Origin of the sequence: Streptomyces sp. NPDC058671, assembly GCF_042716475.1 — a bacterium.
GTDB lineage: Bacteria > Actinomycetota > Actinomycetes > Streptomycetales > Streptomycetaceae > Streptomyces.
In genome coordinates this window covers 58,318-78,382 of record NZ_JBHXSA010000030.1, presented here as the reverse complement: position 1 = coordinate 78,382, position 20,065 = coordinate 58,318, and the positions used below count along the sequence as shown (strand labels likewise).

Below are 20,065 nucleotides of genomic sequence, written 5' to 3'. Positions count from 1 at the left end.
GCCTGCGGCCCAGTCACTGGGCCGCAGGCACCCCGGGGCGGGGCCGTTCGGGGGGCGGGGAGGGGCGACGAGGGGCCGGAGTCGCCCGGGGAAGGACCTGGCGGACAAGGGCGGGGAACCACCCTGCCCGGCTGGTGTGTTCGGTTCGCCCCCGCGGCGGCCGATCCCGTCCCCGTCTCGTCGGCGGTGACAGAGGTCCGCACCCTTCCGCGTAGAGGTCGTGCGCCACCACTTCGGCGCCTCTCCCGCGCAGCTCCTCCATGACGGCGTCGAACACCGCGTGGTGGAGAGGGAGACGGACCGCCGACGTCGCCGGATCTCTTTGCCTCGGGGGGCGGAGCATAGGACGGGCGTGAGGGGAAAGCCGCTGGACATGACACGTACACCGAAGTCAGAGCACGGTGACCACCGCGAACCCGTTGCGGGCGGGCCGGAGAGGGTGGGTCCCGATGAGCAGGTCGAGGAACGGGCTCCGGATCAGCCCTCGCAGCTGCCCAAGGGGTCATGGAAGGCGGTGCTCCGCGGCACGCTGAAGGAATTCAAGGACGACGAGCTCACCGACCGGGCCGCGTCGCTGACGTACTACGGCGTGCTGGCTCTCTTCCCCGCCCTGCTGGTGCTCGTGTCGCTGCTCGGTGTCGCGGGCGAGTCGGCGACCAAGCAGGTCCTGGACAACCTCCAGAAGCTCACACCCGGGTCGGCCCGCGACGTGATCAGCAACGCGGTCGAGCAACTCCAGGGGAACGCGGGCATCGGCTCGCTCATGGCCGTCGTGGGCCTGGCGGTCGCGATCTGGTCGGCTTCCGGATACGTCGCCGCGTTCATCCGTACCTCGAACGCCGTCTACGACATGCCCGAGGGCCGCCCGGTGTGGAAGGTCCTGCCGCTGCGGCTGGCACTGACCGTCACCCTGATGATCCTGGCCGTGGTCAGTGCCCTGATCGTCGTCTTCACCGGCGGGCTGGCCCGCCAGGCGGGCGCCGCCCTCGGCATCGGCGACAGTGCGCTGACGGTGTGGTCGATCGCGAAGTGGCCGGTCCTGGTCCTGCTCGTCACGGTCATGATCGCGCTCCTGTACTGGGCGGCTCCCAACGCCAAGGGCCGAGGCTTCAAGTGGGTCACCCCCGGCAGTTTCCTGGCGCTGGGCATCTGGATGATCACCTCGGCGGGCTTCGCGTTCTACGTCGCGAACTTCGGCTCGTACAACAAGACGTACGGCACCCTGGCGGGCGTCATCATCTTTCTGGTGTGGCTGTGGATCACCAACCTGGCCATCCTCCTCGGCCTGGAGTTCGACTCCGAGATGGCCCGCCAGCGCGCGGTCGCGGGCGGGCACCCGGAGGACGAGGAGCCCTATGTCGAGCCCCGGGACACCCGCGCGTGGAGCGACGAGGACCGCCGCCGCGTGGAGTGAGCGGGCGTCGAGCAGCTACGGCCTCAGCCGGAGCCACATCCCGCGTACTCCCTCCGGACGGGACGACCTGCGCTCTCGGGCGGGTGAGTGACCGCGTGCGGGGTAGTCGCGCTGTGACAGCAGCGTGCGCGTATCCGCCGGACACTCCACCGGCAGCGGTTCGGGCCGCTGACCGGCAGGCACCGCAGAGGCGACACGAGAGGGCGGCCACAGTGCCGTCATCGCGGCTGGGGCGGGCCCCACGCGGAAAGGGCGGAGAGTAGATGAGCGCCGTCGGACGGCACCCGGACCACACCGAGGCATCGGTGGGCGACCTCGTTTCCCGAGCGTCGCAGCAGATGTCGGAACTGGTCCGCGAGGAGATGCGGTTGGCCCGGGCGGAGATGACCCAGAAGGGCAAACGCTTCGGCGTGGGCGGCGGCCTGTTCGGCGGGGCCGGCGTGGTCGGCTTCCTGGCCGCACAGGCTCTGGTCGGCGCCGTGATCGCCGCCCTCGCGCTGCTCCTCCCCGTATGGGCCTCGGCCCTGATCATCGCCGCCCTGCTGGCGGCCGTCGCGGCGGTGATGGCCGCCGCCGGGAAGAAGCAGATCGCCAAGGCCGGTACCCCCGTACCGGAGCAGGCCATCGAGAGCGTCAAGGCCGACGTGGCCGAGATCAAGGAGGCAGCACACCGATGAACACCCCCTCCCAGGGCAAGAAGGACGCCGCACCTACCCCCGAGGAACTGCGCGAGCAGGTCGAGCACACCCGCGATGAGCTCGGCCTGACGGTGGAGGCGCTGGCCGCCAAGGCCGACGTCAAGGCACAGGCCAAGGAGAAGGCGGCCGAGTTCACGGCGCAGGCGGCCGAATTCAAGGAACAGACGAAGGAGAAGTCGGCCGAGTTGAAGGAGCAGGCAAAGGAGAAGTCGGCCGAGTTGACGGAGCAGGCCAAGGAGAAGGCGGCGGAACTGAGGGAACAAGCCGCAGAGAAGGCCGCCGTCGTCACCGAACAGCTTCGGGAGAAGACGGCGCACGCCGCTCAGTTGGTCAAGGACAAGACCCCCGACCCGGTCCTGGAGAAGGCGGCCCTCGCCGTGGCGCAGGTCCGCGACACCGCGACCCGCGCCGGACACCTCGCCGCAGAGAAGACCCCGGACCCGGTCCGCGAGCAGGCCGAGTCGGCGGTGACCCTCGCCAAGGGCAAGCGCACCCCCCTGCTCGCCGCGGCCACCGCGCTCGCCGTCCTCCTGCTCGTCCGTCGCAGCCGGAGGAAGCGCTGAGCCGAACCGGCCACGGCGCCGCCGCCGCCCCAGGTGGGTAGGGCCCGGTCCGCCGCCGTCCCAGGTGGGAAGGGCCCGGTCCGCCGCCGTCCCCGAGGGGTGGAGGCCTGGCGCCGGCGCAAAACAGGTCGAGTCCCGGGACCCCGGTGCTCGATCATGTGCGCATGTCTCAGTTGAACACCCTCGCCCGTGTGGACGCCGATCTCGTCGCCGGCCGGGTGCCGATGGCACGGCAGCGCCTGCGGGGGCTCGTCTCGTCGTACCCGCACGACCTGACGCTCCGCCGCCGGCTCGCCCAGGTCTACCGGCTGTACGGGGAGGAGGCGGAGGCGGGGCGCTGGATGTACCTGGAAGAAGACCGGAGCGTCGAGGAGACGACCGCCTTCGAGGCGCGTTACCGGACCCCCGGTGGGCGGATGAAGGCGCTCGCCTAGCGCGGTCCCGAGACGCTGGCCGCCACCGCCTTCGCGCAGGAACAGCTGGCAGCGGTGCGGACCGCCTGCGCCGAGCGGCTGGGACGCCCGGTCGACTGGGACGACCCGGCGTCCTACGAGGGGGACAGGGAACTCGCGAGGGACACCGGAGGGTGGACCCTGAGCGGTGTCGTGATGGGCGGCGGCTGCCTCGTGGGGGTCGTCGGGCACGTGTGGCTCTGGGTGCTCGGAGTGATGTCCCTCTTCGAGTAGAGCCCATGGGCCGGCGACACGAGCGGCGCCGGGAAGCCGCCCCCACGGGGTGAGACGGGTCGCGGTCAGAGGGTTCGGCCGGGTGCTGCGGAGCCCGTCCGCGTCACCAGTGGCCGACCGCCCTGACGGTGACTGTCGCTTTGGACTCCGACGCCATGACCTTGGTCACGCGCGGTGGGCAGAGGAGCCCCGGTGAATTCGGGCATCTCTCGCCTTCTGCTCGAATCGGCGACTCGGGTGTCAGGGAGGCCTTGAGGTCCCTGTGCGTTTCCTTTGACCGTTCGTCGCCGGCGTGGCATGTTGTCCAGGCGCACCCGCGCTGACGCCGCATCCCTTTCGAGAAAAGGGCCGGGAACGTTGACGAATGCGATGACGGAATCGTAGAGGCGAGACTCCGGGCTGTTCCGAAAGCCGGGCCGCGAGTCACGTCGAGACGTGGCGGACCTCGGCTCGGGGCCGGGTGGCCTGCGCCGTAGGGCACAGGAGCCGGCTCCAGGCTCAGCCTCGGCGCGACCAGCGGGTGCATGTGCCTCGCAAGCCAGCGGTCGAACCACCCTCGTTCGCAACAAGTCCTCTGTTCGCATCGGAGCGTTCTCGTCATGACCCCCGCACCCGCACAGGATTCCCGAATATCGGTTTCCGACAGCACGAGCCCTGCGTCGAAGGCCACGGAGCCGACCGCGGTGGCCGGTGCCCTTCGTGACACTCCGTCGGACAGCGCGAGCGGACGGCGCATCCTCGTTCTGGGGGACTCGACCGCCGCGGTGAATCCCAAGCAACAGCCCCTGCAGGGCTGGGGGCAGGCGCTCACCGAGTTGCTCGCCGGGAACACCGGGGTCCGCAACTTCGCCCTGTACAACGCATCAAGCCGCAGCTTCTACACCCATCGCTACATCGAGGTGCTCAACGAAGCGCGCCCCGGGGACATCGCGCTCATCTCGTTCGGGCACAACGACCAGAACATGATGGAGCCCGACAAGTACACGAGCGCCGACGAGTACCGGGCGTACCTGGAGCTGTACGCGGAGACGCTGCGGGAGATCGGGGTGTCGCCGGTGTTCGTGACGTCGCTGGCACGGGGGACCTTCCACGCCGACGGACGGGTCGCCAACGGACTGCGCGAGCGCGCCGACCTCATGGTCAAGACCGCCGCGGACGTGGACGTACCCCTGGTGGACCTCAACCGGTGGTCCGAGGAGCTGTGGCAGGACCTCGGCCCGACGGCGGCCGTGCGGCTGCTGGGCTGGCTCGAACCCGGCGAGCACCCCGGACACCCCCAGGGCAAAAGGGACTGGACCCACCTCAACACCCGCGGCGCGCAGGCCACGGCCTCCTGGCTGCTGGCCCAGCTCGTCGAGCACGGCCTGCTCACCGCGGCCGACCTCCCGCAGCGAGCGGTGGACGCCGTCCTGACCGAGGACGAGCTCGGCGCCCTGAAGAGCGCGGCCGCCGAGCAGGAAGCCCACCTGGTCCGGGTCGAATCGTGGCTGGGGCAGCGGCCCGAGCCGCAGCGCAAGCGGCAGTGGCCGTGGCGTGCCCAGCCCCAGGCCGAGCCCGAGCGCGTCGACTCGCAGCCGGTGACGATCACGGTCCCGCGCGCGCAGGCGATCGTCGGCCCGCTCCACGCCCTGTCCGGCACCTGCCCGCCGGACACGGACACCCTCTACTTCTTCACCGGTACGCGGTGCATAGGCAGTACCCGCCCCGGCCCGAACGGTGCCTGGAGCTGGCGCCGGGAGAGCGGCTGGCCGGCCGGTGAGCAGACCCTGCTCGTCGCCGCGGGACGTGGCCAGGACCTCACCGACACCGCGACCGTCACCTTCGTCGTCGTCACCCACGTCGAACCCCCGGTGATCGAAGCGCCGGCGGACGGTTCGTACACCCACCCCCGGCCCGAGTTCCGGGGCACCGCCCAGAAGGGCGTGCGCGCCGTCCACCTGCTCGACGACGGCATCCGCGTCGGCGAATCCCCCGTGGGCGCGGACGGCAGGTGGAGCTGGAGCCCGCCGCAGACCTGGGCCGCCGGTCCCCGCAGGATCGAAGCCGTCGCCTGGGTCGCCAGCAACCACTCCGAGCCCGCGACCGTACGCTTCCAGGTGCACGGGATACCCGCCGGGCACCCGGCAGAACAGCTGCGCCGACAGGCCGACGCCCCCTTCACCGAAGGGACGCACCGCCCCCCGCTGCTGATCTCGACCCAGCGGACCGCCCCCGCCTGCGACCGGCTGGAGACCTCGATAGACTTCCCCGCCGCCGACTGGGCCCCCGTCACCTTCACCGTGCCGTCGTCCGGTGCCGCCTACGTCACCATCTCCGCGGCCATCCACACCACCGCCGGCCCCACGGCCACCGTGTGGGCGCTGTGGCGGGCCAGCGGCGGGTACACCCCCTCGAGTCCCGCCCGCGGACTCTCCGCCCACGGCCCCAGCCGCGTCTACGCCTCCCGCCGGCACCTGCTCACCGGCATGAAGCCGGGCGAACGCGTCACCATCACACCGCAGTGGAACATCAACACCGGCACCAAGGCCCAGGTCCACTTCAGCGGCGGCCAGCTCCTCGTCGAGCCCGCCTGACCAGCTGCGGGCCGCGCGACCGTCGGCAGGCCGGCTCCCGTGCACGCGGGGGCCGGCCTGCCACGTTCCGGCGCGCCCGACCGCCGCGGACGTCACGCGGCCGAGTACGGAACCGAGCGCCTTTCAGGAGACGCCCCGCGGTTCTCAGGCCCAGCGGCAGGCTGCTGGACCACTGCGAGGCGATCCTCGCCGGCGTCCTCGGGGGACTCGCGGGTGTGAGCCGGGCGGCGGGTGGGCAGTGAATGATCGTTCGAGCGGGGGAGTGTCTGTTCTGTGGGGGAAGACGTGAGCGTGTGCGTGATCGGTGCGGGGCTGTCGGGGCTGGCGGCCGCACACGCTCTGGCGGTCAAGGGGATCGACTTCGTCTGTCTCGAACGGGCGGTCGATGTCGGCGGGATCTGGCGGCAGCCGGGGGCCGGTGAGCCGGGGCCCGGGTACCAGTCGCTGCACCTGAACACCGCGAAGCAGCTCACGGGGTACACCGCGTTCCCGATGCCCGACGCGTACCCCCTCTATCCGCGGCACAGCGAGGTCGCCGCCTATCTGCGGTCCTTCGCCGAGTGGGCGGGGGTGTCGGACCGCGTCGAGTTCGGCGTCGAGGTCGTGTCGGTGCGGCGGGAGGGCGACGACACGGCGTGGACGGTCGTCAGCCGGGGAGCGGACGGGGCGCTGGAGTCGCGGCGGTTCGCCCATCTCGTCGTCGCCTCGGGGCACAACACGGTGCCGACGCTGCCGAAGCCCTCTCCGCCCGGTTCCGACGGGTTCGCCGGCAGGATCCTGCATGCCGTCGACTACCAGGACGGTGCCGACTTCGCCGGGCAGCGCGTCGTCGTCGTGGGCCTCGGCGCCTCGGCGGTGGACATCGCCGCGGACCTCTCCCGGCATGCCGCGCGCACCGTGCTCTCGGTGCGCCGGGGACTGCACATCGTCCCCAAGCAGCTCTACGGCATGTCCGTCGACGAGATGGCCGAGGCGCCGTGGTTCACCGCCATGTCTTTGCCCGAGCAGATCGACTTCGCCGCGGAGTCCCTGCGGGTCGCGCGGGGCAGGATGTCCGACTACGGCCTGCCCGAGCCGGACCATCCGCTCTTCTCCTCCCCGGTCACCATCTCCGACGAGATCCTCAGCCGCATACGCCACGGCGCGGTGACCCCCAGGCCGGGGATCGACCACCTCGACGGGAGAAGGGTGGTCTTCACCGACGGGACCTCGGAGGAGGCCGACGCGATCGTCTACTGCACCGGCTACCGCATGGACTTCCCGTTCCTGCCCGAGGGATGCCCGGTCGGTCCTGACGGGTCGGTCGAGCTGTACCGGCGGATCGTCGCTCCCGGCCGGCCCGGTCTGTACTTCGTCGGCCTGGTCCGCCCGATGGGTGCGATCACACGGCTCGTGGAGGGCCAGACACGCTGGGTCGCCCGCATCATCGACGGCGAGGCGGCCCTGCCGGACGCGGACGCGATGCGGGAGGAGATCACCGCGTACCTGAGGGGTATCGCCGAGCGCTACGGCACGGCGGAGGGCGGCGCCTCCATCCAGGTCGACGTCGGTCCCTACCTCCAGGAGATGCGAGAGCTCCAGGAGTCCTGAAGCCCTGGCCCGGTCTGGCCTTGCCCGGCATGGCCCGACCCGGCCTGGCCCGGTCTGGACGGCCGCGCGCCCGCGCCTCGACCCCGCCACGTCGGGGGCGCCGCGCCCGCCCCCGCCGCGCCCCCGACGGCGTATGTCGCGGTGGATCTTCACCGGCAGCTTCACGAGCGGTCGGCGGGCCGGTGCTAGACCCCCGCCGCCGCGCGGCGCGGCAGCTTCGTCGGCGGTGTGACGGCGTAGGCCTCCGACGAGAGGTACGCGGTCACCCGGGGCGGGTGGCCCTGCTGGTGGGCGAGCGCGAGGTAGGCGATGAGGCCCACTCCGTCCTGGGGTCGCCGCGAGGTGAGGGCGGACAGCGACCTGACCAGCGGGGCGGGGTCCATGCCGTGGCCGCGCAGGACGTCCACCGCCCGGCCGAGGACCTCGCGGTCGTCGCGGGCGTAGTCGCGTACCGGGATGTGGAGGGTGAAGCCGCTGGGGCGGCCGGTCTCCGTCTCGGTGAAGGAGTGGCAGGTCAGGCCCGGCCGCCGGTCGAGGTCGTCGGTGGCGGCGGTTGTCCGCAGGAACTCCTGGATCTCCGCAGGACCCGGACCGGAGCCCGTACGGGACAGGCCGCCCGCCTCGGCGGCCGACAGGTCGGGGTGCCGGGCGTAGACCTTCACCCGCGGGGTCTCCCAGCGGCCGAGGTCCAGGGCGAGGAAGGGGTGGCCGTCGGCCTTCGGCAGCGCCGCGTACGCCCGTGTGTGACCGAGGCGGCGCAGGGCCTTCCGTACGGTCTTGGCGGAACGTTTCGCCCCCGACGCGGCCGGGTTCAGGTACACCTTGACCTTGGGCACGCCGCCGGGCAGCAGCTCCAGCGCGATCCACAGCGCGAGCGGGCCCTTCGGCTTGGCCGGGAAGAAGAGGTCCTCGATCTCGTCGAGCCGATCGGTGGAGAAGTCCCAGCGCCGGGCCATCGCGCGGACGACGTCCAGTCCGATCCGGCCGTTCTCCGCCCGGGTGTCCGCGCCGAAGCCCGGCTCCACCAGCACGCGCAGTGCCGGGGCCCGGCCGGGGCTGAAGGAGAGCGAGTACTCGACGGGAGTGTGGTCGTCGGAGAGGAACGTCCGGGTGGGCGGCGGCAGGGCCAGCGACCGCTCGGCGGCCGGGCCCAGCGCCTCGATCAGGGTGTGCGCGTACGTCTCCGTGTCCGCCGCGGAGAGCCCCGCCACGTCGCAGAGACGTACCAACTGGGCCCGGGTGAAGGCGCCGAGCGTGCCGGACCCGGGAGCCGGAGAGGTGTCGGTCGGCAAGCCGGTCACCGGCCCCCCGCCAGAAATCGGGGTACGCATGAAGATACCCGCCGACGAGGGCGGGTATCCCGGTGCGCACCGACGCGGGGTGGTGGCTCCGACAAAGCGGTGTCGGTGGATATGTGGTCCACGACAGCTCCTTAACCTCTTGCGCAACACTGATGCCGCGTCGATCACTACCCCTGCGATCGAATGGTCATGCAAGGATGTGGAGGTGAGGGAGATTCTGTGGATCAGTTGGTCAGCCAGGACAGGAACTGACTCCAGCGTCCCTTCCGTTCGCCCTTCGCCTCCCCGCCGGACGGGTCGCCCGACCGGCCGCCGGGCGCGGCGGTCCCCGCCCCGGGAAGGGCGTCGCCGCGTCCCGTCGACGGGACGGGGGTGAACGTGGCGGGCAGCGTGGCCAGGGCCCGGTTGAAGGGGCCGGGACGCCAGATCAGGCTGTCCTCCGGTACGGCGAGCTCGACGTCCGGCAGACGGTTGAGCAGGTGCTCGATGGCCGTGACGGTGATGTGCCTGGCCGGCTCCTTGGACGGGCAGCCGTGCGGGCCGGCGCTCCACGCCAGGTGGGACCGGTTGCTGCCGGCCGTGCGGGCGGCCGTCAGCGCGGGCCCCGTGTTGGCGGCGGCGAAGCTCACCAGCATCAGGTCCCCGGCCCGAACCTTCTCGCCCGCGAACTCCATGTCCGCGGCCGGGTAGTGGGGCGCGTAGTTGGACATCGGCGGGTTGTCCCACAGCGTGTCGTCGAGCGCCTCCCCGATGAGACCGCCACCGTCGGCGTAGCGGTCGTCGGTGAGCAGTCGGTGCAGGGTGTTGCCGAGGAGGTTGCGCAGCGGTTCGGCGCCCGCGCCGAGGAGCAGGGAGAGCTGGTCGACCATCTCCTGGTCGGTCAGGTCGGCGTGGTGCTGCATCAGCCAGGACGTGACGTCGTCGCCCGGTCGGCTCCGCTTGAGCGTGACCAGTTCCTGTACGGCCCCGAACAGTACGGCGGTCGCCTTCTCGGCGTTCACCCCGTCGAACATCCCGGTGATGCCGAACAGCACCCGGTCGCCGATGCCGGCCGGGCAGCCGAAGAGTTCGTTGAAGACGAACAGCGGCAGCTGCTTCGCGTAGTCGCCGAGGAGGTCCGCCGAGCCTCGGGACGCGAACTGGGAGATCAGGTAGTCCGAGATCCGCTCGGTGTTCCGGGCGAGCCGGTGCGAGTCGACGCGGGCCATGCTGTCCGTGATCGCCTGCCGCAGCCGCAGGTGCTCGCTGCCGTCGCTGAACATGCAGTTCTGCCGGTACGCGAGGAGGGGCACGACGGGACTGTCCCGCGGGACCCTGCCCTCGGCGAATTCGCGCCACATGCGGGCGTCCTTGCGGAAGGACGCGGAGTTCTGGAGCAGCTGGAGCGCCGCCGCGTAGTCGGTGACGAGGGTGGCCTCGACCCCGGGGGCGAGCTCCACGGGAGCGGTGGGGCCGAAGTGACGCAGGTAGGCGTAGTAGGCCTGGGGGTCCGCGGCGAACTCCGGTCCGTGCAGGGGGACCCGGGCACCCGACGCGTGGGCGGGGCAGCCGGGCGGGGGCGCCGGGGCGGGGGTCTGGGGGTCCATGGCGGGCTATTGCTCCTGTCGGGCGCGGTCCAGCAAGAAGCGGACCAGAGTGGTCAGTGCGGCGGCGGACGACTGCTCGTCGCGCGCGTCGCAGGTGACGACGGGGGTGTCGTCGAGCAGGTCCAGCGCCTCGCGCAGCGCTGCCTCGTCCCGCAGGGGCGAGCCGTCGAAGTGGTTGACGGCGATGGCGTATTCCAGTCCGTACTGCTCGATCAGGTCGATGACCCCGAAGGAGTCCGCGAGCCGCTCGGGGTCGACGAGCACCAGCGCGCCGAGGGCCCCGCGCGCGAGGTCCTCCCACATCTGCACGAACCGTTGCTGACCGGGGGTGCCGAACAGGTACAGCACGATGCGGTCGCTGATGGTCAGGCGGCCGAAGTCCATGGCGACCGTGGTGGTGGTCTTGCCCCGGACGCCCTTGAGGTCGTCGACGTGCTCGGCGGCCTGCGTCATCCGCTCCTCGGTGGTCAGCGGCTCGATCTCGGAGATGGAGCCGATGAACGTGGTCTTGCCCACCGCGAAGTGCCCGACGACGAGGATCTTGACCGGGATCTGCGAGGCCCCGTCGCGTACGTAGTCCTGCTTACCCAAACTTGGCGCGGAGACCATTGAGCACCTCCTCCAGGATCTCCCGGTCGGCGAGGGCGGCCCGTCGTACCGGCGAGCGGGTGATGAGGTAGCCGCCCTCGGTCAGGGCGGCGAGGAGGATCTTCACGACGCCGAGCGGCAGCCGGGTGTGGCCGGCGATCTCGGCGACCGACAGGTAGCCGGCGGAGCAGATGTCGAGCAGCCGCTGCTCCTCGGGGGAGAGCCGGGTGGGCCGCTGGCGCTCCTCGTCCGCCGCCGTCACCAGCGTGATCAGGGAGAGCTGCTCCTCGTCGGGCAGGCCGCGTCCCTTGGTGATGACGTACGGCCGGACCAGCTCGGCGGCCTCCGGCTCCCACTCCTCGCGTCCCCTCATGACCGCGCGCCGAGGTTCTCACGCGGCGGCGTCATGAGCACCTTGCCGAGCTGGCCGACGAGCTGCTGCATCCGGAAGGTGATGTCGGCCATGTCGACGTCCGGGGAGGCGGAGACGCCGAGGTAGGCGCCCTCACCGGCGGAGATCAGGAAGACCCAGCCGCCGTCGAACTCGACCACGGTCTGCCGCCAACGCGCGTTCGGGTCCTCGCAGAAGAAGCCGAGCGAGCGGCTCAGCGACTGCACCCCGCTCATCGCGGCCGCGACGCGGTCGGCGTTGTCCCTGTCGTAGTCGTTCGACCTGGCCATCAACAGGCCGTCGGCCGATATCAGGACCGCGTGCAGCGCCCCCGGAATCTCCAGGGCGCTGTCGAGCATCCATGACAGATCGTCGTTCACGAGACCTCATGTCCTTCGCTGCTTGCACCGGATGTGCTGCTCGTCCGGTCCGGCGCCTCCGGAGCGGACGCCCTGCCGGACTGCGTGCCTCGCTGGAAGGCACTCATGATCGCCGCCGCTTCGGCGTCGGAGCGGCTCGGAGCCTGTGCGGACGTACTGCTGGGCACGATGGCCATCGGCCGCTTGCGGCGCCGCTTGGGCAGGCCGTCGGCGGTCGGGGGCGCCGCGGGCACGACCTCGGGCCCGCCCGGGTGCGGATGCGGGACGCCGGGGTGAGGGTGCGGTACGCCGGGAGTGGTCACGGGCGGCGCGGTGGGCTTCTGCACCGGCACGCTGGTGAGCAGCTCGTGCGGCAGCAGGAGGACCGCGCGGACGCCGCCGTAGGGGGAGGTCGAGTCCACGGACACCTCGAAGCCGAAGCGCTCGCACAGCACGCCGATCACGGCGAAGCCGAACTGCGGCGGGTTGCCGAGGCCGGAGACGCCGGTGACGCGGTTGCTGGAGAGCAGCCGCTCGGCGCCGGTCCGTTCCTCGTCGCTCATGCCGACGCCCGCGTCGTCGACGACGATGCACACGCCCTTGGGCACCGTGCGGGTGTTGATCTCGACGACGGTGTCCGGGCTCGAGTAGCTGGTGGCGTTGTCGAGGAGCTCGGCGAGCGCCAGCGCCACCGGCTCGACGGCGCGGCTGGTGATGCCGAAGTCGACGCGCGAGAGGATCTCCACGCGCCGGTAGTGCCGGATCCGGCCCTGGGCGCTGCGGACCACGTCGTACACGGACGCCACGTCGCGGTGGCGGCCGAGCCAGCCGTCGCAGAGCACGGCGATGGACTGCGCGCGCCGGCCGAACTGCGAGTTGGTGTGGTCGATCTCGAGCAGGTCCTGGAGCATGGCGGACTCGCCGTATTTGCTCTGCAGCCGTGAGACGACCAGCTGCTGTTCGGCGGCGAGACCCTGGAGCGTCCGCATCGCGGACTTCAGGACGGTCTTCGTCGCTTCCTCGGCCTGTTCCTGCGCGGCCTCGACGGACTGTGTGTAGTGGTTCTCCAGGTCGGAGTAATGGCTCCGGAGCCCGTCGATCTGCTGCCTCAAGGCCTTGGCCGCCCTGCGCTGGCGGACGATGACGGCGATGGCGGCAAGAACGAGGACCGACAGAGCCCAGAGCACCGGGTTCTGTATGTATTCCGTCATAAGACTCTCTTCAGGCGACCGACGGCCAGGTGCGGAATTCCCGTCAATGCGGTGGACCGGCGGACCGTCCGCATCGGGACGCCTGCCTGGGACACCCCCGTGCCGGAGGTGTTGTTCTGCGCTTATCCGCCCGCTCCGCTTGCACGGAGATCGTATCACTGTGCGATTACGTGACTATCCGTCAATAGACGGGCTGACCAGGTCAGTCGGACGGTATGAAAAGGGACGTCGGGTGCTGAACGAGCGTCTTCTCGGCGCCCCGTCGGCGTTCCTGGCGAACGACACGGAAGCGGTGTGTGCACGGGGGACCACCGGTACGTGGGCGTCGAGCACCGGCCCGGCCCTGCACACCCTCTTCGTCGACGACCTCGACCCCCCGTCGACGCGATCGCCGACCGAACGGACTGACACCGACCGGCCGCGAGCCGTACGCGGACGGTGTACGCAAGGTGACGTACCACGATCCGGACGGCAGCGAGATCGGGTCAGGCGGCGCTCCGCTCTGATCCGCCGGGGCGCCGCCGACCTTCCGTACACTGGGAGAGTGCCGCGTCGACGGCCCGCCCCGCGCCCGCCCGGCACCGGCCCGGGGTCGGCGCCCGGAGATCACCCCCGTGCCGGCGGAGAGGCCATGCGACAGCGTTCAGGAGGACCGGGGGGCGAGCCGGTTGAGGACGCCGACGGCCTGTTCAGCATGAGCGACCTCATGGCCGCGGCCGAGTCGGCCGACGACGCGGACAACCGCCCGTTCCGCGACGGGCCGCAGGCGCGCAAGCTGCTGCACGTGGCGGAGATCCACGCCGAGCCCGCCGCCGCGGACTCCTGGCGGGGGCGCCAGATCATCGCGCGGTTCCCCGGCGCGCGTCTCGTCGAGACGGACTCCCACTGGCGCATCCCGCACCTGCACGGCAACGAGGGAAACGTGGAGCGGTGGGTCAGGGTCAAGCGCGAGACGCTCGTCCTCGGCGAGCGCAAGTCCTTCGGCGTCCGGCCCAACGGACGCTCCGCCGACTGGATCGCCCCCGGGCTCTCCAACGGATGCGCCATGGCCTGCGCGTACTGCTACGTCCCGCGACGCAAGGGCTTCGCCAACCCCATCACCGTCTTCACGAACGTCGACCGGGTCCTGGGCAGCATCAGCCGGCACATCGCCGCCACCGGCCCCAAGACCGAACCCAACCAGTGCGACCCGCAGGCCTGGGTGTACGACATCGGGGAGAACGGCGACTGCGCGGTCGACGACCTGATCAGCGACAACACCGCCGACCTCGTCCACGCCTTCCGCCGGTGGCCCACGGCCAAGGCGTCCTTCGCCACCAAGTTCGTCAACCCCGATCTGCTACGGCTCGACCCGCGGGGACGGACCCGGATCCGGTTCTCCCTGATGCCGCCGGACGACTCCAAGCTCCTGGACATCCGGACCAGCCCGGTCGCGGACCGGCTCGCGGCGGCCGCGGACTTCCTGGACGCCGGTTACGAAGTGCATTTCAACCTCTCCCCGGTGGTCATCCGGCCGGGCTGGGAGCAGGCCTGGGACGAGCTGCTCCGCGCCATGGGCGACGTCCTGCCGAAACGGGTGCGGGACCAGGCGGCGGCGGAGATCATCATGCTCACCCACAACCAGGACCTGCACGAGGTCAACCTCGGCTGGCACCCCCGAGCCGAGGAGATGCTCTGGCGCCAGGACCTCCAGCAGCCCAAGCGCTCCGAGAACGGCAGCTGGAACGTCCGCTACCGGAACGCGGTCAAGGCCTCCGCCGTGGAGACGATGCGCGGCCTGATCGAGGCCCGCGCCCCCTGGCTGCGCGTGCGCTACGCCTTCTGATCCCGACGCGTGTGTCCTTTCCCGGGCCCTCCGCGGCGGACGGCCGGTGAGTGGCGGACGGGCGGGCGGGACGTGGCGGTCACGGCCGGCTGCCGGCAGCAGCGCGTCCGAAGCCCCCCGCGTGCCGTGAAGGCCCGCCGCGTCGGGCGGTCGTACGGTCGAACCCGGCACCGAGGAGGACTTCCATGCGCAGCGTCACCTATTCGATGGGCGTCTCGCTCGACGGCTACATCGTCGGGCCGGACGGCGACTTCGACTGGACGGCCCCCGACGACGGAGTCTTCCGCTTCTGGATCGACGAGATCCGCAAGGTCGACGTGCACCTGTTGGGGCGGCGGCTGTACGAGACGATGCTGTACTGGGAGACCGCCGACCAGGATCCGTCGGTCGACGACTCCACGCTCGAGTGGGCCGCGCTGTGGAACCCCCTGCCGAAGGTCGTCTTCTCCACCACGCTGTCGGCGGTCGAAGGCCATGCCCGCCTGGCTTCCGGCAGCGTCGCGGAGGAGATCGAACGGCTGCGAGCCGAGCCGGGGGAGGGCGACATCGCGATCGGCGGCGCGACCCTCGCCGCCGAGGCCGCCGCGTCGGGTCTCATCGACGAGTACCAGCTCATGGTCCATCCGGTGCTGGTCGGCGGCGGCATCCCGTTCTTTCCCCCGCACCAGCGCCGGGTGGATCTCGAACTCGTCGAGACCCGCACCTACGGCTCACGGGTCGTGTACCTCCGCTACCGGGTAGCGCGTTAGCCGGCTCGCGCGCCTGGTCTCCGCCCGGAACAGCGTCACCGGACGAGCGCGCGAGAAAACTTCGGGCGACGATGTCGAGAACCCGTGGTCGGCTCCGTCCCAGCCCTGGAAGCGACCAGAAGGGGTCGCACCGGACCGAGGAGAAGCACGATGGCCAAGTACCTGCTGCTCAAGCACTACCGTGGCGCCCCGGCCGCGGTCAACGACGTGCCGATGGACCAGTGGACCCCGGAGGAGATCTCGGCCCACATGCGGTACATGCACGACTTCGCGGCCAGGCTGGAGGGAACCGGCGAGTTCGTCGACGGCCAGGCGCTCGCCCCCGAGGGAACCTTCGTCCGGTACGACGGCGAGGGACGCCCGCCCGTCACCGACGGTCCCTTCGCCGAGACCAAGGACCTCATCGCCGGCTGGATGGTGATCGACGTCGACAGCTACGAGCGCGCCGTCGAACTCGCCGGAGAACTGTCCGCCGCCCCCGGAGCGGGCGGCAAGCCGATCCACGAGTGGCTCGAACTCCGCCCCTTCCTGACCGCGCCGCCCACCGTCACCGAGTGACCTTCCCGATGAACGAGGCCCTGCTCCGGAGCCTCACACCGAGCGTCCTCGGAATCCTCGTCCGCCGCGGAGCCGACTTCGCGGCGGCCGAGGACGCCGTGCAGGACGCGCTGGTCGAGGCGGTCCGCGTCTGGCCGGCCGACCAGCCGCGGGACCCCAAGGGCTGGCTGGTCACCGTGGCGTGGCGCAGGTTCCTCGACGCGACCCGCGCCGACACCGCCCGCCGCCGGCGCGAGGACGCCGTCGACGCGGAGCCGGTGCCGGGACCCGGGGCCACCGCGGACGACACCCTCCAGCTCTACTTCCTCTGCGCCCATCCCTCCCTGACCCCGTCGTCGGCGGTCGCGCTCACCCTGCGCGCCGTCGGCGGACTGACCACCCGCCAGATCGCCCAGGCCTACCTGGTGCCGGAGGCGACCATGGCGCAGCGCATCAGCCGGGCCAAGCGCACCGTCTCCGGCGTACGGCTCGACAGGACGGGGGACGTCGCCACCGTGCTGCGCGTCCTCTACCTCGTCTTCAACGAGGGCTACTCCGGCGACGTCGACCTCGCCGCGGAGGCCATCCGCCTCACCCGGCAGCTCGCGGCCGCCATCGACCACCCCGAGGTCGCGGGACTGCTCGCCCTCATGCTGCTCCACCATGCCCGGCGGGCCGCCCGGACGGCGCCCGACGGCAGCCTGGTGCCGCTCGCCGAGCAGGACCGCGGCAGGTGGGACACCGGGGCGATCACGGAGGGCGTCACGATCCTGCAGGGGGCCCTCGCCCGTGACCGGCCGGGCGAGTTCCAGGCCCAGGCCGCCATCGCGGCGCTCCACGCCGACGCACGCACCGCCGAGGAGACCGACTGGGTGCAGATCGTCGAGTGGTTCGACGAGCTGGCGCGCCTGACCGACAGCCCGGTGGTGCGGCTCAACCGCGCCGTGGCCGTCGGTGAGGCCGACGGACCACGCGCGGGCCTGGCGGCGCTCGCGGCCGTGGACGACACCGTGCCCCGCCACACCGCGGTGGCGGCGTACCTCCACGAGCGCGACGGGGACCCGGCGACGGCGGCTCGCCTCTACGCGGAGGCGGCCCGGAAGGCACCGAACCTCGCCGAGCGCGACCACCTGACGCGGCAGGCCGCCCGGCTCAACGCCTCCCGGAGCCACTGACGCGCCGCGATGGCCGCGTCGGGGCCGGCGGTGGACGGTCCCGCCCGTACCAGAAGATCACCTGTCGGGAAGCCGGGTGTCGTGGTGCCGAGGGGCGCGAGGCGCCGTCGACACGGACGGGCCCCGGCGTCACACTTTCCGTGGAGGTGACGCAGATGGCGGAAGCGGTGGACATGCGGCCCGCGGTCCGGGAGACGTACGGGCCGGCCGACCTCAGTTCGGTTCCGGTGTTCGCCGGAGGGTTCATCAACTTCGGTTACTGGCGCTCGATCGATCTCGGCGGACCGCTCTCGGTGGACGATCGCGTCCGCAGCCAGGAGGACCTGTACCGGCATGTGCTCGACGCCGCCGGCCCGCTCGAAGGGCGGGATCTGCTCGAGGTCGGCTGCGGGCTCGGTGTCGGATGCGCGCTGGCCGTACGCGAGTACCGGCCGGCGCGGGTGACCGGTATGGACATCCACCCGCAGCAGCTGGAGCGCGCCCGCCGCACCAACGCCGTGCTGCTGGACGCCTCCCCGTCGTCGCTCCGGTTCGTCCGGGGCGCGGCGGAGGACATGCCGTTCGACGACGGTGCGTTCGACCGCGTCCACAGCGTCGAGGCCGCCCAGCACTTCGAGGACCTGACGGCCTTCGCCCGCGAGACGGCACGGGTGCTGCGGCCAGGAGGGCGGGTGGCCGTCGCGAGCTTCTTCACCCCGGACGACGATCCGGGCCACGGCGGTCGGCTCGCGGCCCTCCTGAACTCGTTCGCCGACGGACTGGACATCGCGCGCCCTGTCGGGTGTCTGACCGAGGCGTTCGGTCGCGCAGGTCTGACGGAGGTGCGGGCCGCCTCCGTCGGCCCTGAGGTGTGGGAGGGCTGGGACCGCTGGCTGTCGGACCAGTGGGAGCCGGGCACATGGCCGCGCAACTTCCTGAAGGCGTACCGGGAGGGCAGCCTCGACTACTACGTCGTCACCGCCACCCGCACGCCGTCCTGACCCCCTGGACCGTCCGTACCCGTCGTGCCGACGGTGTGGGCGCCGACCTCGCGGCAGCCGGAAACGTTTCGCCGACGCCGTGGTCCCCGCACCGTCGGCGGCGGCCGCCCCCCGTCCGGGCGTCCGGTGGCGCTCAGGGGCTGCGACCGGGAACCGGGGCAGGGAGGATCGGTGGAGAGGAAGGGAGCGGTATGCCTAAGCCGACGGGATCGCATCCGGAGCACACGGCCGACGGGCGTTACATCGTCGTCGGGGGCCGGCGGTGGCGTGCCACCGATCCCGACATTCCCGAGGAGCCCGCGGCCCGGCTGCGCTCGCATCTGATGGCGGCCCGCCGAGGCGTGGCGGCGGCGCTGAGGGAGCAGGACACGGTGGCCGAGCGGGCCGCGCGGGCGCGCGTACACCGGGCGAAGGTCGCCCTCGGGGAACGCGGGGAGCCGTGGTGGGAACAGAGCGCGACGGATCGGACGGCCCGCTGGCGCGACGGGCTCGAGGCCCTCGACGCGGACTCGGAGTCCGGCTCCGGCTCCGTCTCGGACTCCGGCCCCGGCTCCGGCTCCGGACGTGGCTCCGGTTCCGGCCCCGGCTTCGGCCGTGGCTCCGGTTCCGGCTCCGACGCCGGTGACGCCTGACCGGTGACCGGTGCGGGGGTGCGTGCGGCGGTGAGGGTTTGCGGAGGCGTACACCGGTGAGCAGCCGAGGGACGGGGTCGTGCGCGTCCCCGGTCTCCACCAGCGAAAGACCGCCGCCAGAGGAAGGTGAGCAGTATGAGCACTCCGGACGAGCCGCTTCCCCGCGACCCGCAGAACCAGCAGGCGGAAGAGGGGGAGGACCCCCTGGCGATACCCGTACCGGACTGGCCCGGCCGAGAGGCGCCCGAGACCGACGTGGCGGGCACCGGGCGCCGGGACGGCGGCGACGACGGGGAGGCGGACCAGGAGAAGCAGCCGGACTCCGCCGTGGACGAACCGGTGGACTGATGCCGCGGCCGTGGGCCCCGGCCGGAGCCACCATGCGCACCCGGCCGGGGCGCCCCGGGCCCGGCGGCGTCGTAGCCGCCCTACCCCGCGCGGCGTCTCAGGCCGGGTCGGTCACCGGGCAGGGAGCCCCCGGATCGGTGACGAGCGCGTCCCACGGGGCCGGCGCGAGCTGGTCCGTCCACGCGGCCAGGGCTTCCCCGTCCACGCAGATGATCCCGCAGGTGGCGGCGTACTCGGCGGCGGGCGCGGTGAAGGAGCTGGTGGTCACCATGACGGCCACGTCCGCCTCGTGGATGGTGAAGCAGGTGCCTCCGAACCTCTGCAGGTCCTGGGAGCCGACGCGGTTGTCCTCCGCGTAGTGCTTGCACTGGAGGACGACACGGCGGCCGTCCGTGGTGACCGCGACGACGTCGGCGCCCAGGTCGCCCGCGCCACCGACCACTTCCACGGCGGTGCAGCCGTCCCGCGCACAGAGCGCGGCGACCGCGTGTTCGAAACCGTCGGCGTCGACCGCCGCGTGGTCCAGGGCATCGGACCCGACGTCGGGCACGTCCGGGGCGGGAGCCAGGGCCTCCGGCGGGGCGGCGTGGCGGCGCAGGCTCCGGCGGCGGTACTCGACCGGCGGCGTACCGCGGCGGGCCACCGCGTGACCGACGGCGAGCACTCCCAGGGCGGCGAGCGCCACGAGGACGACGACCGGGACCCCGGAGCTGGGGCCTCCCGCCACCTCCGCCGTCCTCAGGAAGAGAGCCAGGCCGCCGGCGCATATCCCTATGAGCCCCACAGCCAGCACCAGATCGCGCCAGACGCGCGCTCGGGGGCGTGGAGCCGTACCGTTGTCATTCCCGGTCGTGTTCAT

18 protein-coding genes and 2 pseudogenes are annotated in these 20,065 nt (G+C 71.9%); 13 read left to right on the top strand and 7 right to left on the bottom strand.

The features are described 5' to 3' along the window. Nucleotides 1–373 precede the first annotated feature (373 nt). From ACFWV2_RS29400 to ACFWV2_RS29375, 6 genes and pseudogenes are all read left to right on the top strand, one after another. Nucleotides 374–1,414 (top strand): YihY/virulence factor BrkB family protein, encoded by a 1,041-nt coding sequence (locus tag ACFWV2_RS29400; RefSeq protein ID WP_384409496.1) that lies wholly within the window; start codon nucleotides 374–376, stop codon nucleotides 1,412–1,414. A 263-nt stretch (nucleotides 1,415–1,677) separates the two neighbouring features. Continuing rightward, nucleotides 1,678–2,091, top strand: a complete 414-nt coding sequence (locus tag ACFWV2_RS29395) for a phage holin family protein (protein WP_384409494.1) — start codon at nucleotides 1,678–1,680, stop codon at nucleotides 2,089–2,091. Next, on the top strand, nucleotides 2,088–2,675 hold the full coding sequence (locus tag ACFWV2_RS29390) for a DUF3618 domain-containing protein (protein WP_384409492.1): 588 nt from the start codon (nucleotides 2,088–2,090) through the stop codon (nucleotides 2,673–2,675). Before ACFWV2_RS29395 ends, ACFWV2_RS29390 begins: the two co-directional genes overlap by 4 nt. A 164-nt stretch (nucleotides 2,676–2,839) precedes the next feature. After that, a pseudogene (locus ACFWV2_RS29385) lies at nucleotides 2,840–3,361 on the top strand (DUF6584 family protein). A 524-nt stretch (nucleotides 3,362–3,885) separates the two neighbouring features. After that, nucleotides 3,886–5,934 (top strand): GDSL-type esterase/lipase family protein, encoded by a 2,049-nt coding sequence (locus ACFWV2_RS29380; protein ID WP_384409490.1) that lies wholly within the window; start codon nucleotides 3,886–3,888, stop codon nucleotides 5,932–5,934. Between the two features lie 285 nt (nucleotides 5,935–6,219). After that, nucleotides 6,220–7,524, top strand: coding sequence for a flavin-containing monooxygenase (locus tag ACFWV2_RS29375; protein ID WP_384409488.1), 1,305 nt, complete (start codon nucleotides 6,220–6,222; stop codon nucleotides 7,522–7,524). Between the two features lie 185 nt (nucleotides 7,525–7,709). On the opposite strand, the gene ACFWV2_RS29370 is transcribed toward ACFWV2_RS29375, so the two are convergent. The 6 genes from ACFWV2_RS29370 to ACFWV2_RS29345 all read right to left on the bottom strand — a co-directional run bounded on the left by ACFWV2_RS29370 (nucleotide 7,710) and on the right by ACFWV2_RS29345 (nucleotide 12,960). Next, nucleotides 7,710–8,825 (bottom strand): tryptophan dimethylallyltransferase family protein, encoded by a 1,116-nt coding sequence (locus tag ACFWV2_RS29370; RefSeq protein ID WP_384409485.1) that lies wholly within the window; start codon nucleotides 8,823–8,825, stop codon nucleotides 7,710–7,712. A gap of 224 nt (nucleotides 8,826–9,049) precedes the next feature. Then, nucleotides 9,050–10,411: a cytochrome P450 gene (locus ACFWV2_RS29365; protein ID WP_384409483.1), complete on the bottom strand. Its 1,362-nt coding sequence runs from the start codon at nucleotides 10,409–10,411 to the stop codon at nucleotides 9,050–9,052. Nucleotides 10,412–10,417: 6 nt separating this feature from the next. Continuing rightward, on the bottom strand, nucleotides 10,418–11,020 hold the full coding sequence (locus ACFWV2_RS29360) for an ATP/GTP-binding protein (protein ID WP_360795449.1): 603 nt from the start codon (nucleotides 11,018–11,020) through the stop codon (nucleotides 10,418–10,420). After that, nucleotides 10,995–11,372 carry a DUF742 domain-containing protein gene (locus ACFWV2_RS29355; protein ID WP_384409481.1) on the bottom strand — a complete coding sequence of 126 codons (378 nt, stop codon included), beginning with the start codon at nucleotides 11,370–11,372 and terminating at the stop codon, nucleotides 10,995–10,997. Before ACFWV2_RS29355 ends, ACFWV2_RS29360 begins: the two co-directional genes overlap by 26 nt. After that, entirely contained in the window at nucleotides 11,369–11,770 is a 402-nt protein-coding gene (locus tag ACFWV2_RS29350) for a roadblock/LC7 domain-containing protein (RefSeq protein WP_384409479.1), read from the bottom strand. Before ACFWV2_RS29350 ends, ACFWV2_RS29355 begins: the two co-directional genes overlap by 4 nt. After that, a complete protein-coding gene (locus tag ACFWV2_RS29345) occupies nucleotides 11,767–12,960 on the bottom strand; it encodes an ATP-binding protein (protein ID WP_384409477.1) in 1,194 nt (397 codons plus the stop codon). The genes ACFWV2_RS29350 and ACFWV2_RS29345 overlap by 4 nt, the downstream gene beginning before the upstream one ends. Before the next feature lie 631 nt (nucleotides 12,961–13,591). On the opposite strand from ACFWV2_RS29345, the gene ACFWV2_RS29340 reads away from it, so the two are divergent. The 7 genes and pseudogenes from ACFWV2_RS29340 (at nucleotide 13,592) to ACFWV2_RS29310 (ending at nucleotide 19,206) form a co-directional block, all read left to right on the top strand. Next, nucleotides 13,592–14,785, top strand: a complete 1,194-nt coding sequence (locus tag ACFWV2_RS29340; RefSeq protein WP_384409475.1) for a spore photoproduct lyase family protein — start codon at nucleotides 13,592–13,594, stop codon at nucleotides 14,783–14,785. Nucleotides 14,786–14,970: 185 nt separating this feature from the next. Continuing rightward, nucleotides 14,971–15,534, top strand: coding sequence for a dihydrofolate reductase family protein (locus ACFWV2_RS29335; protein WP_384409473.1), 564 nt, complete (start codon nucleotides 14,971–14,973; stop codon nucleotides 15,532–15,534). 150 nt (nucleotides 15,535–15,684) lie between these two features. Beyond that, a complete protein-coding gene (locus ACFWV2_RS29330) occupies nucleotides 15,685–16,092 on the top strand; it encodes a YciI family protein (protein WP_384409471.1) in 408 nt (135 codons plus the stop codon). A gap of 8 nt (nucleotides 16,093–16,100) precedes the next feature. Further along, nucleotides 16,101–17,246, top strand: a complete 1,146-nt coding sequence (locus ACFWV2_RS29325; protein ID WP_384409504.1) for an RNA polymerase sigma factor — start codon at nucleotides 16,101–16,103, stop codon at nucleotides 17,244–17,246. A gap of 155 nt (nucleotides 17,247–17,401) precedes the next feature. Further along, nucleotides 17,402–18,226 (top strand): class I SAM-dependent methyltransferase, encoded by an 825-nt coding sequence (locus ACFWV2_RS29320; RefSeq protein WP_384409469.1) that lies wholly within the window; start codon nucleotides 17,402–17,404, stop codon nucleotides 18,224–18,226. A 191-nt stretch (nucleotides 18,227–18,417) separates the two neighbouring features. Beyond that, a pseudogene (locus ACFWV2_RS29315) lies at nucleotides 18,418–18,741 on the top strand (hypothetical protein); the annotation flags it as partial. 252 nt (nucleotides 18,742–18,993) lie between these two features. Then, complete coding sequence (locus ACFWV2_RS29310; protein ID WP_384409467.1) at nucleotides 18,994–19,206, top strand: hypothetical protein; 213 nt, start codon at nucleotides 18,994–18,996, stop codon at nucleotides 19,204–19,206. A gap of 97 nt (nucleotides 19,207–19,303) precedes the next feature. Here the strand turns inward: ACFWV2_RS29310 and ACFWV2_RS29305 are convergent, their stop codons facing one another. Beyond that, nucleotides 19,304–20,065: a restriction endonuclease gene (locus ACFWV2_RS29305; RefSeq protein WP_384409465.1), complete on the bottom strand. Its 762-nt coding sequence runs from the start codon at nucleotides 20,063–20,065 to the stop codon at nucleotides 19,304–19,306.

Excerpts from the sequence above, each read along its gene's own strand:
- ACFWV2_RS29325 (WP_384409504.1), top strand. The coding sequence starts at position 16,101 with ATGAACGAGGCCCTGCTCCGGAGCCTCACACCGAGCGTCCTCGGAATC.
- ACFWV2_RS29345 (WP_384409477.1), bottom strand. The coding sequence starts at position 12,960 with ATGACGGAATACATACAGAACCCGGTGCTCTGGGCTCTGTCGGTCCTC.
- ACFWV2_RS29395 (WP_384409494.1), top strand. The coding sequence starts at position 1,678 with ATGAGCGCCGTCGGACGGCACCCGGACCACACCGAGGCATCGGTGGGC.
- ACFWV2_RS29330 (WP_384409471.1), top strand. The coding sequence starts at position 15,685 with ATGGCCAAGTACCTGCTGCTCAAGCACTACCGTGGCGCCCCGGCCGCG.
- ACFWV2_RS29310 (WP_384409467.1), top strand. The coding sequence starts at position 18,994 with ATGAGCACTCCGGACGAGCCGCTTCCCCGCGACCCGCAGAACCAGCAG.
- ACFWV2_RS29320 (WP_384409469.1), top strand. The coding sequence starts at position 17,402 with ATGGCGGAAGCGGTGGACATGCGGCCCGCGGTCCGGGAGACGTACGGG.
- ACFWV2_RS29400 (WP_384409496.1), top strand. The coding sequence starts at position 374 with ATGACACGTACACCGAAGTCAGAGCACGGTGACCACCGCGAACCCGTT.
- ACFWV2_RS29340 (WP_384409475.1), top strand. The coding sequence starts at position 13,592 with ATGCGACAGCGTTCAGGAGGACCGGGGGGCGAGCCGGTTGAGGACGCC.
- ACFWV2_RS29390 (WP_384409492.1), top strand. The coding sequence starts at position 2,088 with ATGAACACCCCCTCCCAGGGCAAGAAGGACGCCGCACCTACCCCCGAG.
- ACFWV2_RS29365 (WP_384409483.1), bottom strand. The coding sequence starts at position 10,411 with ATGGACCCCCAGACCCCCGCCCCGGCGCCCCCGCCCGGCTGCCCCGCC.
- ACFWV2_RS29305 (WP_384409465.1), bottom strand. The coding sequence starts at position 20,065 with ATGAACACGACCGGGAATGACAACGGTACGGCTCCACGCCCCCGAGCG.
- ACFWV2_RS29360 (WP_360795449.1), bottom strand. The coding sequence starts at position 11,020 with ATGGTCTCCGCGCCAAGTTTGGGTAAGCAGGACTACGTACGCGACGGG.
- ACFWV2_RS29335 (WP_384409473.1), top strand. The coding sequence starts at position 14,971 with ATGCGCAGCGTCACCTATTCGATGGGCGTCTCGCTCGACGGCTACATC.
- ACFWV2_RS29380 (WP_384409490.1), top strand. The coding sequence starts at position 3,886 with ATGTGCCTCGCAAGCCAGCGGTCGAACCACCCTCGTTCGCAACAAGTC.
- ACFWV2_RS29355 (WP_384409481.1), bottom strand. The coding sequence starts at position 11,372 with ATGAGGGGACGCGAGGAGTGGGAGCCGGAGGCCGCCGAGCTGGTCCGG.